Origin of the sequence: Sinorhizobium mexicanum (assembly GCF_013488225.1) — a bacterium.
In the GTDB taxonomy this organism is placed as follows: domain Bacteria; phylum Pseudomonadota; class Alphaproteobacteria; order Rhizobiales; family Rhizobiaceae; genus Sinorhizobium; species Sinorhizobium mexicanum.
In genome coordinates, this window is sequence record NZ_CP041238.1 from 1,150,184 (window position 1) to 1,163,293 (window position 13,110).

General features: G+C 60.9%; 14 protein-coding genes and 1 pseudogene. 11 read left to right on the forward strand and 4 right to left on the reverse strand.

Annotated elements, in window-relative coordinates; translation table 11 throughout:
* Positions 1 to 119: 119 nt before the first annotated feature.
* Complete coding sequence (gene trhA, locus FKV68_RS05370; protein ID WP_180940497.1) at positions 120 to 782, forward strand: PAQR family membrane homeostasis protein TrhA; 663 nt, start codon at positions 120 to 122, stop codon at positions 780 to 782.
* 19 nt (positions 783 to 801) lie between these two features.
* On the opposite strand, the gene FKV68_RS33610 is transcribed toward trhA, so the two are convergent.
* The gene (locus FKV68_RS33610; protein WP_180941408.1) at positions 802 to 1,302 is read right to left on the reverse strand and encodes a hypothetical protein; all 501 of its coding nucleotides are present in this window, start codon (positions 1,300 to 1,302) and stop codon (positions 802 to 804) included.
* Between the two features lie 154 nt (positions 1,303 to 1,456).
* A pseudogene (locus tag FKV68_RS33615) lies at positions 1,457 to 1,626 on the reverse strand (peptide-methionine (R)-S-oxide reductase); the annotation flags it as partial.
* Positions 1,627 to 1,818: 192 nt separating this feature from the next.
* Between FKV68_RS33615 and FKV68_RS05380 the strand changes: the two are divergent.
* The 8 genes from FKV68_RS05380 (at position 1,819) to mucR (ending at position 8,598) form a co-directional block, all read left to right on the forward strand.
* Positions 1,819 to 4,179 carry a putative monovalent cation/H+ antiporter subunit A gene (locus FKV68_RS05380; RefSeq protein WP_180941409.1) on the forward strand — a complete coding sequence of 787 codons (2,361 nt, stop codon included), beginning with the start codon at positions 1,819 to 1,821 and terminating at the stop codon, positions 4,177 to 4,179.
* The gene (locus FKV68_RS05385) at positions 4,176 to 4,595 is read left to right on the forward strand and encodes a Na(+)/H(+) antiporter subunit B (RefSeq protein WP_180940498.1); all 420 of its coding nucleotides are present in this window, start codon (positions 4,176 to 4,178) and stop codon (positions 4,593 to 4,595) included. Before FKV68_RS05380 ends, FKV68_RS05385 begins: the two co-directional genes overlap by 4 nt.
* Positions 4,595 to 4,972: a Na+/H+ antiporter subunit C gene (locus tag FKV68_RS05390; protein ID WP_180940499.1), complete on the forward strand. Its 378-nt coding sequence runs from the start codon at positions 4,595 to 4,597 to the stop codon at positions 4,970 to 4,972. The genes FKV68_RS05385 and FKV68_RS05390 overlap by 1 nt, the downstream gene beginning before the upstream one ends.
* A 7-nt stretch (positions 4,973 to 4,979) precedes the next feature.
* Positions 4,980 to 6,539, forward strand: coding sequence for a Na+/H+ antiporter subunit D (locus FKV68_RS05395; protein WP_180940500.1), 1,560 nt, complete (start codon positions 4,980 to 4,982; stop codon positions 6,537 to 6,539).
* A gap of 11 nt (positions 6,540 to 6,550) precedes the next feature.
* Positions 6,551 to 7,027 carry a Na+/H+ antiporter subunit E gene (locus FKV68_RS05400; protein ID WP_180941410.1) on the forward strand — a complete coding sequence of 159 codons (477 nt, stop codon included), beginning with the start codon at positions 6,551 to 6,553 and terminating at the stop codon, positions 7,025 to 7,027.
* Entirely contained in the window at positions 7,024 to 7,401 is a 378-nt protein-coding gene (locus FKV68_RS05405) for a cation:proton antiporter (RefSeq protein WP_425347585.1), read from the forward strand. Before FKV68_RS05400 ends, FKV68_RS05405 begins: the two co-directional genes overlap by 4 nt.
* Positions 7,401 to 7,760 (forward strand): monovalent cation/H(+) antiporter subunit G, encoded by a 360-nt coding sequence (mnhG, locus tag FKV68_RS05410; protein ID WP_180940501.1) that lies wholly within the window; start codon positions 7,401 to 7,403, stop codon positions 7,758 to 7,760. The genes FKV68_RS05405 and mnhG overlap by 1 nt, the downstream gene beginning before the upstream one ends.
* A gap of 406 nt (positions 7,761 to 8,166) precedes the next feature.
* Positions 8,167 to 8,598, forward strand: coding sequence for an exopolysaccharide biosynthesis transcriptional regulator MucR (mucR, locus tag FKV68_RS05415; protein WP_136504043.1), 432 nt, complete (start codon positions 8,167 to 8,169; stop codon positions 8,596 to 8,598).
* Between the two features lie 228 nt (positions 8,599 to 8,826).
* On the opposite strand, the gene FKV68_RS05420 is transcribed toward mucR, so the two are convergent.
* Complete coding sequence (locus FKV68_RS05420) at positions 8,827 to 9,249, reverse strand: SufE family protein (RefSeq protein WP_180940502.1); 423 nt, start codon at positions 9,247 to 9,249, stop codon at positions 8,827 to 8,829.
* A gap of 293 nt (positions 9,250 to 9,542) precedes the next feature.
* Complete coding sequence (locus FKV68_RS05425) at positions 9,543 to 9,974, reverse strand: DUF5330 domain-containing protein (protein WP_180940503.1); 432 nt, start codon at positions 9,972 to 9,974, stop codon at positions 9,543 to 9,545.
* Between the two features lie 637 nt (positions 9,975 to 10,611).
* Between FKV68_RS05425 and FKV68_RS05430 the strand changes: the two genes are divergently transcribed.
* Together FKV68_RS05430 and FKV68_RS05435 are read left to right on the forward strand one after the other, a co-directional pair.
* Positions 10,612 to 12,147, forward strand: a complete 1,536-nt coding sequence (locus FKV68_RS05430) for a sensor histidine kinase (protein WP_180941412.1) — start codon at positions 10,612 to 10,614, stop codon at positions 12,145 to 12,147.
* The gene (locus FKV68_RS05435) at positions 12,119 to 13,027 is read left to right on the forward strand and encodes a peptidoglycan-binding domain-containing protein (protein WP_180940504.1); all 909 of its coding nucleotides are present in this window, start codon (positions 12,119 to 12,121) and stop codon (positions 13,025 to 13,027) included. The genes FKV68_RS05430 and FKV68_RS05435 overlap by 29 nt, the downstream gene beginning before the upstream one ends.
* Positions 13,028 to 13,110 lie beyond the last annotated feature (83 nt).

Below are 13,110 nucleotides of genomic sequence, written 5' to 3' on the forward strand. Positions count from 1 at the left end.
CCTGAAATCAGCCGCTGATCGGGAAATTGTCTCGATTTCCGATCGCTGTGTGGACCCGGGCATGAGCAGGCCCTTTGCGCGTCCAAGGGATTTTGACGCAGCGTCGAGGGGAGGATCGCGTGGAGACCGACGGGGTCAAGTGGAACTATGACCGATCCGAACTGATTGCGGATGGGATCGTCCACGGCATCGGTCTTGCGGCAGCGCTCTGCGGTGTCACCGCGCTGATTTTCTACGCAACGCTTTGGAGCACGTCCGGTCAGCTTGCCGCCGCTTGGATTTACGGAGTCGGGCTCGTCACCACCCTTTCGGTATCCTTCCTCTATAATCTCTTCCCGATCTGCCGGGTGAAGTGGCTTTTGCGTCGGTTCGACCATTCCTCGATCTTTGTGCTGATCGCGGCAACCTATACGCCGTTTCTCCAGCGCGGCTGGGACAACCCGTTCCTTTCCAGAATGCTGATCGGCATCTGGGCCATCGCCGCGCTGGGGATAGTGATCAAGTGTCTCTTCCCCGGCCGGTTCGACCGGCTTGCGATCCTGCTCTATCTCGGCATGGGCTGGAGCGGCGTGCTCGCCGCCCGGTCGCTTTTGTCCACGCTGACGGCGACGACATTGATCCTGATCCTGATCGGCGGCGTCATTTACTCGACGGGCGTGATCTTCCATGTCTGGGAGCGCTTGCGCTTCCAGAACGCAATCTGGCACGGCTTTGTCGTTGCAGGTTCGGCGGTGCACTATTCGGCGGTCGTGACTTGCTTCAGCGGCGCAGCGTTGTCCTGACCCTCGTCATCCCGCCCGGTCATTCTGGCGCGAGCCGGCAGCCGTCGGACGGCCTCAGCGCTGCGGCCATGCGCGAGATGATCCCGTCGAAACTCGTCAACGGATTCTTGCGATATTGCAGGCGGAAATAGGCGGCACTTCCGTCGCAAAGGGCGATCGCCCGGGCATAGAATACTTCGTCGTCACGCGCGCCGGAGAAGCTCGCCCAGGCAGGCGTGACGCGCGAGAACAGCATCCTCCAATCATCCTGAGTCTCGAGGCCGATGTGGTCGGCCACATCGGTTTCGAAATCGCCATCCAGCGGATGGCTTCCAAACACCGCAAGCGTCGCGCCGTTGTCGTCCGCATGGAAACTCACGCCGTCGCCTTCGTCGGATGCGTCCTGGCGCAGTTCGAAGCCCGGCGGAATCTCGACCGTGTAGCCGAAGCGAGGATTGGCATAGGAGTGCCAGTCGTCCTCCGCAGCTGCAGGGAACGCGAGCCCGGTGAGGAGGGCGAGGGCGAAGAAAGCGCGGCGCATGCGAGCATCCTTTTGGCTTGCTTCGATCTGCCGCTCCTCGTAGCCCGGCCCCCGAAGCCCTTGCTGTTCCTCGCGGAACAGCCGGAGCGCCACGCGTTCAACACAAAGATGAAAGCAGCGCTCACGCTCATGGCACTGCTTCCGTGTCGCGCTGTCAATCCTCTTCGAAGGTGTGGCCGTGCCGTTGAGGCGACAACGCAAGCCTACCGCTGGAGGGTCATCGGAAAACACGGCCGAGACGGCGTCGCGCTCCGCGCAGCGGATCTCAGTCCGCACCATGAAATGCGCGCGATCATATTCTCTGATCACCCGGCCGTCGATGGGGTCGGTAACGGGATGCTCGGTGCGAAGGTCGCAGGTATCGCGATGCTGCATGATTTGCCTGCGCTTTGCAGTGTATTACTGTCGCGCCACTCCGATTCGTGCCGATTCACTCTTGAGGCGGAACAGGCCTTATTTTATGTCCGGTAACAATTTGATCGGATGGTCAAAACGGCGAAGGAGCTTGCCAAGACGATGGATGTCGCGGCCCTGACATTTCTGGCCCTCGGTCTCCCCTTCGTCGCGGCACTGGTGGCCCCGGTGCTGACGCGATTTCTCGGTCACAATGCCGCCTGGCTGTTGGCTTTCGCGCCGGCTGCGATCTTCGTGCATTTCCTCCGCTTCGTTCCGGAAATCGCTGACGGCGAAATCGTCACCGGCGGCTATGCCTGGATTCCCTCCTTCAACGTCAGCTTCTCCTGGCTGATCGACGGGCTGTCGCTGACGTTCGCACTTTTGATTTCCGGCATCGGGGCGCTGATCGTTCTCTACTCGGGCGGTTATCTAAAGGGCCATCCGCATCAGGGCCGGTTCCTTTCCTTCATCCTGATGTTCATGGGCTCCATGCAAGGTCTCGTCCTTTCGGACAGTTTCCTGATGCTCTTCGTCTTCTGGGAGCTGACGTCGATTACCTCCTTCCTGCTGATCGGCTTCGATCACGGCCGCGAGGCCGCACGTCGTGCGGCGCTGCAGGCATTGGTCGTCACGGGGGGAGGAGGCCTGCTGCTGCTTGCCGGCCTTCTCATCCTCTGGAACGTGAGCGGTATTACCCAGTTATCTTTGCTTCTCTCTTTCGGCGCCGAACTGAAGGAGAGCCCGTTCTATCTCGCAGTGCTTCTGCTGGTGCTGGGCGGAGCCTTTACCAAGTCTGCACAGTTTCCTTTTCATTTCTGGCTGCCGAATGCCATGGAGGCGCCGACGCCGGTTTCGGCCTATCTGCATTCGGCGACGATGGTGAAGGCGGGTGTCTACCTGCTGATGCGGCTCAATCCGGTGCTCGGGGGCACGCCGGAATGGCAGATCCTGCTGCCTTTGTTCGGGGTGGCTACGCTCGTGAGCGGTGCAGCGCTGGCGGTGCGTCAAACCGACCTCAAGCTGATGCTTGCCTATACTACGATGGCCTCGCTCGGTCTTCTGGTCCTGCTGACAGGCCTCGGTTCGCCGCATGCGATCGAGGCGGCTGCGCTCTATCTCGTGGCGCACGCGCTCTTCAAGGGCGCCCTGTTCATGGTTGCGGGCATCATCGACCACGAGACGGGCTCGCGCGACCTGACAAGGCTCGGCGGGCTGCGCTCGGCAATGCCGCTGACGTTCGTGATCGCTCTTGCCGCCGCGCTTTCGATGGCGGGCCTGCCGCCCTTTTTCGGGTTCCTCGCGAAGGAGGAAATCTACGGTGCGCTTTCCGGTTTCGATGCGCGCTCCATGGCCTTTGCGGCGCTGGCCGTTCTCGGCAACGCCCTGATGTTTGCTGTCGCTTTCGCCATCGCCTTGAAACCATTCGTGGGACCGAAAGTGGAGACGCCGAAGCAAGCCCATGAGGCGCCGGTCCTCCTCTGGCTTGGTCCGGCGATCCTGGCACTGAAGGGGCTGTCGATCGCGCTGATGTCCGGTCTTGCTCATCGGCTGATTTCTTCACCGATGTCTTCCGCCATTGCCGGCGAACCGCGGACGGTGACGATCTCACTGGTCCCGCATATCGGCATGCCGCTACTTCTATCTGCCGCCACCGTGTTGGTCGGTGTCGTCTTTTATGTCAACCTCGATCGCCTTCGCGCAGGCATGGCCGTCGTCCTTGCTGATATCGGCTGGGGACCGGACCGAGGTTTCGACCAGTTCATCCGAGGGCTTTTGCGGATCGCCGTGGCCGTCACTCGTCGGGTACAGAGCGGCAAGCTCGACGTCTACATGACCGTCGTCTTCGTGCTGGTCGCGGCGGTCCTGCTTGCAACTCCGGTCCTTTATGGGGAACTGCCGCGCGCGCCGTTCTTCGCGGCGGATGTTCCGGCGCATGAGCTTGCGATCATGGCCATTGCTGTCGCCGGCCTCGTTGCCGTGGTGCTCGCCGCCGATCGTCTGACTGCGATCGTCTCGCTCGGCATCCAGGGCTTTGCCGTCGCCGTTATCTTCCTGCTCTATGGCGCGCCGGACCTCTCCTTTACCCAGTTCATGATCGAGACGCTGTCGGTGGTTGTGCTGGCACTGGTGATGACCCGGCTGAGGCTTTCGCCTTCGGATCACCGGCCGCTGCACCAGAAGGTTCCCGACTCGATGATCGCGCTCGCCTGCGGGCTCGGTTTCGGCCTCTTTCTGCTGAGAGCCACGGGCACGCCGTTCGACGCAACGCTGACGGATTTCTATAATCTCTATTCGAAGTCGATCGCGCACGGAGCCAATGTCGTCAACGTCATCATCGTCGATTTCCGCGGCACGGACACGCTTGGCGAAATCGCCGTGGTGATGACCACCGGTCTCGCCATTCTCTCGCTCGTGCGGCTGAGGGCGGGCTCGCTCAAGCGCGGCACCGATGAGCGACAGGATGCGGAGGAACGCGCATGAAATCGGTGATTTTCCGTACGGTCGCACCGTTCCTGACAAGCCTGATGACGCTGTTCTCGATCTTCGTCCTGTTGCGTGGCCATAACGAACCGGGCGGCGGGTTCATCGGCGGATTGATCGCCGTCTCCGCCCTGGCGATCTACGGCATCGCCCACGGCGTCGAGCCGGTAAGGCGCGCGATCTATTTCCATCCGATGGCGATCGCCGGCGCGGGGCTCCTTGCCGCGACGGTTGCGGGTCTGATTTCGCTGTTTGCGCGTGTGCCGTTCATGACCGGGCTGTGGATCTATCCGTCGCTTTTCGGTGTCGAGATCCCGCTCTCGACTGTCATGCTGTTCGATACCGGCGTTTATCTTGTGGTTGTCGGAGCGATCAGTTCGGTTGCGCTTTCGCTTGAAGAACGGGGAGGCGAGTGATGGAGGCTTGGTTTGCGTTGCTCGTGGGCATCTTCTTCACTGTCGCGGTCTACCTGATGCTGTCGAAGTTCATCATCCGCGTGCTCCTCGGCGTGGCGGTTCTCGGCAATGCCGTCAACCTCTTGATCTTCACCGGGGGGCGGCTGACGCGCGACGTGCCACCGGTCATCGCCGGCGGTGCAGACGCGCTGGGCGGCCCGGCCGCCAATGCGTTGCCGCAGGCGCTGATACTGACCGCGATCGTCATTTCCTTTTCCTTCTTCGCCTTCCTCTTGGTTCTCGCATGGCGCGCCTATGAGGATCTGTCGACCGACAACACCGACGAGATGCGTGTGGCGGAGCCGATGAAGGAACCGATGCCGCCGCTTGGATATTGATCGACCCATGGCTGTCCCGACCCCTTCCTCCGTCGATCTTTCCGCCGCGCTCGTTCTCGGCCCGACGACCGGTGCCGATTGGCTGGTGATCCTGCCGGTCGCCTGGTGCTTCACCATCGGCGCGGTTCTGGTCATGTTGCGCCGCTCGGTCGGGCTTCACCCGATCATCGCGGTTGCAGGCCTCGCAGGACTTGTCCTCATCGACGCGCTGTTGCTCGGACATGTGGCAGCCAAGGGGCCGGTGACTATGGTCATGGGGCGTTGGTTGCCACCCTTCGGCATCGCCTTCACGGTCGATCTGACCGGAGCGCTCTTTGCTCTGGTCGCGGCAATCGTTGCCCTCGCTGGCGGCATCTTCTCGCTCGCCGATATCAACGACAGCGGCCGGCGCTACGGCTTCTATCCGTTCCTGATGCTGCTGATGGCGGGCGTCTCCGGCGCTTTCCTGACCGGGGACATATTTAACCTCTACGTCTGGTTCGAAGTTCTGCTGATCTCCTCTTTCGGTCTTCTGGTTCTCGGCTCCGAGCCCGAGCAGATCGACGGCACGGTGAAGTATGGCTTCCTGAATCTCGTGGCAACGACGCTGTTCCTGGTCGCGACGGGCTATCTTTATGCCGTGTTCGGCACGCTGAACATGGCCGACATCGCCCGCAAGGCGGAAGGTTTGCGGGGCAGCGCGCCGTTGATGACGCTGACTGCGCTCTATGTGCTGGCATTCGGCATGAAGGCCGCGGCCTTCCCTGTGAATTTCTGGCTGCCGGCCTCCTACCACACCCCGCGCGTCGTCGTGTCGGCGCTTTTTGCCGGTCTGCTCACCAAGGTCGGTATCTACGCTCTGATCCGCGTGATGGTCATGCTTTTCCCAGTTGAACGAGAGGAACTGAGCTTCGTCATGGCGCTTGCGGGGGCGTTGACGATGATTGTCGGTGTTCTCGGCGCGCTGGCGCAGACCGACTTCCGCCGCATCCTTGGCTATCTCGTGGTTTCAGGGATCGGGTCGATGCTCGCGGGGATCGCTGTCGGTGGTCCTGGCGGTATCGGCGGCGCGATCTTCTATGCGCTCCATTCGATGCTGGTGATGACCGGCCTCTATTTCGCCGCCGGAATCGCCGCGCGGCTCGGCGGGGACTCTTCCATCGCGACCGTCTCGGGCCTCTACCGCAAGAACGTGGGATTTGCCGCGCTGACCTTGATGTTGTGCTTTGCTGTCTCCGGGCTGCCGCCCTTTTCCGGCTTCTGGCCGAAGGTCATGCTCGTAAAGGCGGCGCTCGACATCGGTGCCTGGTGGCTTGCGGCGGCACTCCTTCTTGCCGGCTTCTGCACGGTGATTGTGACCGGCCGTCTGTTCCTGCTTGCCTATTGGCGCGACGAGCCCGGTGCGGCCGCCGAGACCGTGCGGCTGCCGCCGGCCGTATTGGCGCCGCTTACGGCCCTTTCCCTCCTCACACTCGGGATCGGCCTCTATCCGGAGCCGCTGCTGGCGACGATCCAGAGTGCGGCCGCCGGACTAGCGGAGCCGTCGGCGTACCTGAACTCGGTCTTTCCCGTGGGAGGCCTGAGATGAAGTTCCCTGGGATGAAGTTCCTTGTGATCAACCTGATCTTCACCGTCATCTGGGGCGCTATCAGTTCGAGCTTCACCCTCGCAAATCTCGTGCTCGGCTTTCTGGTCAGCGCGCTGTCGCTTGCGCTTATCCGGCGTGAACTGCGGCCAGTGACCTACCCGATACGGCCTCTGCGCATGTTGCTTCTCCTGCTGCTCTTCTTCAAGGAGCTCGCCGTTTCCGCGACCAAGGTCGCCATTCTCGTCATGCAGCCGAAGATGGTGCTGAAGCCCGGCATCTTTGCCTACCCGCTGACGCTCAAGAGCGATTTCGAGATCACCCTGCTCGCCAATCTCATCACTCTGACGCCGGGGACCCTTTCGGTCGACGTCTCCGACGATCGCAAGACCCTTTATGTCCATGCGCTCGAATGCGCCGATCCGGGCACACTTCGACAGGACATCGCGCGCGGCTTCGAACGCCGAATCCGGGAGGCCTTTGGATCGTGATGGCTGAGACCGTACTTTCCGCAGCGATCGGCTTCGCGCTGGTGCTCCTCTCCGCCGCGCTGTTGATGACGGTGCTGCGCATCATCCGGGGGCCCACTTTGCCGGACCGCGTCCTCGGGCTCGATATGCTGGTGGCGATCGCGATCGGCTTTATTGCCGTGATCGCCATCAAGACAGGCTTCAACCTGTACATAGACATTGCCATCGCTTTGGGCCTGGTCGGCTTTCTCGCCACCGTGGCCTTCGCGCGTTTCATCCTGGCGCGCGGCCTGGCGCCGGAACAGTCCGCCGTGGCCGCGTCCACCAAAAAGACACCCCCGAAGCGCGGCAAGGCCGCCCCGGCGGCGCGCCGCAAACGCCGAGGAGCACGTTGATGGAAGCGCAAGCCAATGCCGCAATCACGCTTGTCGTCGCGTTGATCGTCCTTGTCGGCGCTTTATTCTCGCTGCTGGCCGCTTTGGGAATCGTTCGGTTTCCCGACCTTTACACGCGGATGCATGCGGCCTCGAAAGCGGGAACGATCGGCTCCGGCCTCTTGCTTCTGGCTGCGGGGTTGCATTCCCTTGACGGTGCAATTCTCGTGCGTGCGCTTGCCGGCTTTGTTTTCTTCATTCTGACGGCGCCGATCTCTGCCCATCTTCTGGCCAAAGCCGCGCACCAGGCGGGTTACAGGTTGACGAAACTGTCGGTAATAGATCAGCTTCCACAAAAGGAAGAGCCACGTCGGCTTTGATCGACGCCGTTTCTGTCTTTGTATTTCCGAACAAATCCGCGTGCGGTCACAATTTTAGCATTTTGGAATAAAGTTGCTGCTGTTCGATAAAATTATGTTTGGACTTTTCGGCGATCAATGTTAATGCAGTAAATGCAAAGTGTCGTCATGGAAAATACTTTGAACTGAAATTCCAGCTTGAGTTGTGAATATTATCCGTTGCTTTGAGGTGTCGATTGTCCTGATGCCTTGGTGGCGGGTTTCGCTATCCCAATTCGAGCCTTGATGTTGCGGCGGAACCTTGGTCCTCGCCGTACAGTTATCGGTCAATTCCAAGGCAGCGGGCGCTGTTCGGCGGCATTTTCGCGAATTCCTCCCTCTGAAACGCTGTTTCAGATTTGTTGCTGGATTCCGATAGGAGAAAGAAATGACAGAAACCACGCCCGGCGCGAGCCATGAACTCCTGGTTGAGTTGACGGCGGAAATCGTTGCCGCCTATGTAAGCAACCACGTGGTTCCGGTTGCCGAGCTTCCGACGCTCATAGCCGATGTTCACTCGGCGCTCAACAACACGACGGCTCCTGCACCGGTGGTGGTTCCGGTCGAGAAGCCGAAACCCGCCGTTTCGGTGCGCAAGTCGGTTCAGGATGACCAGATCACCTGCCTTGAATGCGGTGGCACGTTCAAGTCGCTGAAGCGCCACCTGATGACCCATCACAATCTTTCGCCTGAAGAGTATCGCGAAAAGTGGGATCTGCCTGCGGACTACCCGATGGTTGCGCCCGCCTATGCGGAAGCCCGCTCGCGTCTCGCCAAGGAGATGGGCCTCGGACAGCGTCGCAAGCGCCGCGGGAAGTAATCCCGTTCGCCGCTTGGCCCAGGCAGGCCGAGCGCGGACGAGTGCGCGCAGCGTTTCGTCCTGGAAAGAGGGTCGGGCCAAGCGCCCGGCCTTGTTCGTTTTTGCCACAAGGTTCCCAATCGTGGCGAACTACGGCGCCGCGCGTCTCATCAGGCGCGTAAAGGACGTCATAGCACTTTGAAGTGCTGCATGTTTTTTCATTAAATCGGCAACATGCAGTAGGGGGCCTCAGGCCGCCAGCCGGACTTCTGCCTCGTTCTTGATCCGCCGGACCATGGAGCGCAGGCCATTGGCGCGCTGTGACGACAGATGCTCGATGAGGCCGATCTTGCCGAAGACGTCGAGGGCGTCGAGCTGCGCGATTTCCGAAGCGTGCTTACCGGAATAGAGGGCGAGAACGATCGCCACGAGACCACGGACGATGTGGGCGTCGGATTCCCCTTCGAAGGTCAGGACGGGGTTCTCCGGATCACCGGTCGTGTGAGTCACAAGCCAGACCTGGCTTGCACAGCCCTGAACCTTGTTCTCGCTGGTTCGCAAGGCCTCCGGCATCTCCGGCAAACTCTTGCCCAGCTCGATCACGTAGCGGTAGCGATCCTCCCACTCGTCCAGAAAGGAAAAGTCGTCAATGATCTGCTCAAGTGAAGCCATGGCCCGTCCGATTCTCAGCGCCGTTTCGCGGTTGGCTACCGCCGCGCGATAGCTCTTGCCTGTCCCGACCCCGCTTTCTTGCCGTCATCGGGATCTCATCCTTTCATATAGGAGATGCGGACGGCAATGAGAACAGCCGATATCCATTTGGGCCGAAACATCGTCGTGACTCTCGTCCCATTCCGTCCATAAAAGAATACCGCGAAGGATGGATATCCTCGCGGTGGCCGAAACGGAACGGCTAATCAGGCAGTTGGTGAGGACGACCGCAGTCCGGCCAGAACAGCCAGTCGTTACTGCGCCACGGCGGCCCTTGGGTCGAGACGCTTTTCCGGGACCGGCGTGCGCTTGAAGGTCTGCGCGTTGTCATTCGCTTCGTCATGCGAAGTATCTGTGGGCGTAACCGTGCCGGTCATGATCTTGGCGTCCGGTGCGCCGGCATCGGTTTCGGCGAACTGTGTGTCGAGAAATTCATAGGCGATGCGCGCACCTTCACGGGCTCGATGGCCAAGCGCAACGAAAGTCTCGGCGCCCTTCTCGCAGACGTCAGGCTTCTGAATGCAGATGGCGCTTACATATTGGAACGCCTCGCTGGCCGCCGAAAAGGTATCGCCGATCTCCACCTTCGGTCCATGCTGCAGCTTCTCGGTGCTGGAAGGATCCAGGAACGGCAGGAGGACCAGAACCAGAGAGAACCAGAATGCTGCCTTGACGAAAAACCACATCTTCTGCCCATCCTTTGTTCGGCTGCCGCAGCTCCCGGTCATTTAACCGATTTTGCCTTTCTCGACAGTCCCGGACGAGAGGTATCGCCTGATACACGCGCCCGCTTGCATTCGCTCCATGGCCGGGACCGGTCACGCGTCCAGCCCTCCATGCGTTTAGGCAGACATTAGTGTGGGAATCACAAGGGCGCTTTTCCAAAACCAGTGGAATTTGTCTCTAATTTTAATGAAATGCGCGATTTCGGTATCCGAAATGGCATTTATCTCAAATTTTAGCGATTGCCGTTAAGGTTCGTGGCAAGGCTCGGGCCAGCGACAGCTTGTGGCACGGGCAATCGCCCTGACGACGTTGCCCAAATTCTTAACAAGAACCGAAAAATCTACGAAAATCCGACGCTTACGCCCCGTTAACCACAAGGAACGAAGCTCGCCGGAATTGCACCAAAACAGGATTTTTCGTCCGTTTTGCGCCCGCTCCGAGGTGGCCCGTTTATTCTTTCATTAAGTCGGCGGTGCGAGATTCGGACCATCACGAGGCAGCCCGGCCAAACCCCCTTCGAAAGCGAAACAGGCGTTCCGGATCGGCTCGAAAGAAACAACAAAGGTGGCAGGGCAAAGCGTGAATGTATTGCGTGACATGGCTGGCAGATGGGCATCCCGCCTGGATGAAGCTGCCGCCGCGTGGCTGCCGCATCGTGACTTCAAGCGTCTGCGTGCTGTCGCAGCCGTGTCTCTGACGGCTCTACCGGTTGTGCCGCTGGCGCTTACGGCCGTGTTGCCGGTTTCCGTTGCCCTGCCGGTAGGGACGGCGCTGTGGGCCGCGGCATCGCTGTTGGCCTCGGCTGCCGCCATTGGTCAGGACCAGCGTCAGGCACGTGATGTTCGCGAGCCTGCGACTGCGATGCCCGATCTTTCAGCGGCTTATGATCTTTTCGCCGGTCTCGTCACGGTGCATGACCTGCGCGGCAATGTCCTTTCCGTGCATGGTCGCGATGCTGCCGAACATCTCACTCTGATGCGCGACCCTTGCGGCCGCGGGTTCATCGAGCAGATCCACGTCTCCGATCGGATCACATTCATGCGGGCCATCGATGCGCTGCGCCAGAATGGCGAGAGATCGGCGGTCGACATCCGCCTCGAGCGGCTGTCAGTACCGGCCGAAGGGGCGCAGTTCGTACACATGCGCTGCGAGATGACACCGGTCCGGGACGCCGAGGATCGGCTGACTGCCATCGTCGTACAATCCCGCGATGTCTCCGAGGAAGCTCGGCTGCGCGCGGAAGCAACCGCCAAGGCAGCCCATGCCGAATCGGCGAACGATGCGAAGACGCGTTTTCTCGCGGCTGTCAGTCATGAACTGCGTACTCCGCTGAACGCCATCCTCGGCTTTTCGGACGTGCTGGCCGGCGAATATTTCGGCAAGCTGGAGAACGATAGACAGCGTGAATATGTCTCGCTGATCCACAAATCCGGAGCCCACCTCCTGTCCGTCGTCAACACGATGCTTGACATGAGCAAGATCGAGGCCGGCCGCTACGAGCTTGTTCCGGAGCCCTTCCGCGTGGCCGATGCCGTTGCCGCTTGCGAGGCCATGCTTTCCCATCAGGCACGCGAGAAGGGCGTAAGGCTGATAAGCCGCGTGACGCGCGCAGTTGGTGAAGTCAATGCCGATCAGCGCGCGTTTCAGCAAGTATTGATCAACCTTGTCGGCAACGCGATCAAATTTACCAATCAGGGCGGACTGGTCACCATCGATGCCGAAACCGACGGCGCAGTGCTGAAGCTCACCGTGAGCGACACGGGGATCGGCATCGCCGAAGACAAGCTGCAGATGCTCGGCCAACCTTTTGTCCAGATTCAGAATGACTATACGCGCCGCTATGAAGGGACCGGGCTCGGTTTATCGCTGGTGAAAGGGTTGGTCACGCTGCACGGGGGCAATATTTCGATCCGTAGTTGCGAAGGCGAGGGGACGGTCATCGCCGTTTCGATCCCACGCGACGGATCCGGCATTGCGAACGACGAACAAACGAGCATTCCCGTTACAGTGGAGTTCCCACCGCGGCTCAAGGAGCGCGGCGAGGGAGCGACGTGTATCCGGGAGGTTGGCTTCCAAGACGAGGGAATGAACGAGGACCGGGGACATGGCTCCGCGCAAGCGCAAACAGCCTGAGCGGAAGAGAGCGGCAAAAACTCGACCTGGCCTTGCATTGCGCGGCCTGGCTGCGGCCGCTCGCGCTCTTGCATTTGCCGGCAGGGTGATGGCTCGCCACCCGGTCGGTGCTGGCGGATCAGCCGCCTTCGTCGTCGTCTTCAGTTTCGTTGCGGCCAATGCCATGTGGTATCAGCACGGCACCCACCCCTCGCCACTTCTGCGCACCCGCGTTCCGCTGGTCGGACGCGAAGTTGCCCAGCGCCTGGCGGCTGCCAATGGTGAGCCGGTTGAGCGCCGCAATGTAACGACCTTCGTCATCGAACGGGAAGGCGCCGAAAGGCCCGCGAACGTCGACGACGCGGCTGCCTCCGCACCGGCCACTTCGACGCTCGCCGCGGAAATACAGAGAGAGTTGGTGCGGCTGGGTCTCTACGCCGGAGCGCCGGATGGGCGTACCGGCCCGAAAACCTCGGCAGCGATCCTGCGTTTCGAAAAGCAGACCGGGCGCATGCAAAGCGGCGAAGCGAGCGACGACTTGTTGCGGGCGTTGCGTGCGACGCACGATACTGACCTCGCCGTCGTCACCCCTGGCGACCGTCCCTATTCGGACCCCAAGCCCGGGCCAACAGAGGTCGATCCGATTGCTGCGGCGATCCGCACTGCCGAAGAGGACAAGACGTTGCTTCCTCGGGCCGACATTCCTGTCTCGAGCGAATTGGTGGTGAGCATCCAGAAAGGGCTCAGCAATCTTGCCTATGCCGACATCGTGGTCGATGGCGTCGCCGGCGATCAGACGCGCGCCGCTATCCGGCATTTCGAAAAGCACTACCGCCTGCCGCAGACCGGTGAGCCGAATGCGAAGGTTCTCAAGAAGCTGAAGGAAATCGGCGCGCTTTGAGCCGCGCCGCCAATCTCAGTTCGTGACCACAGCGGCCGCCGGCTTCCCCAACAATTGCATGCCGGTGGACTCACGTGTATCAG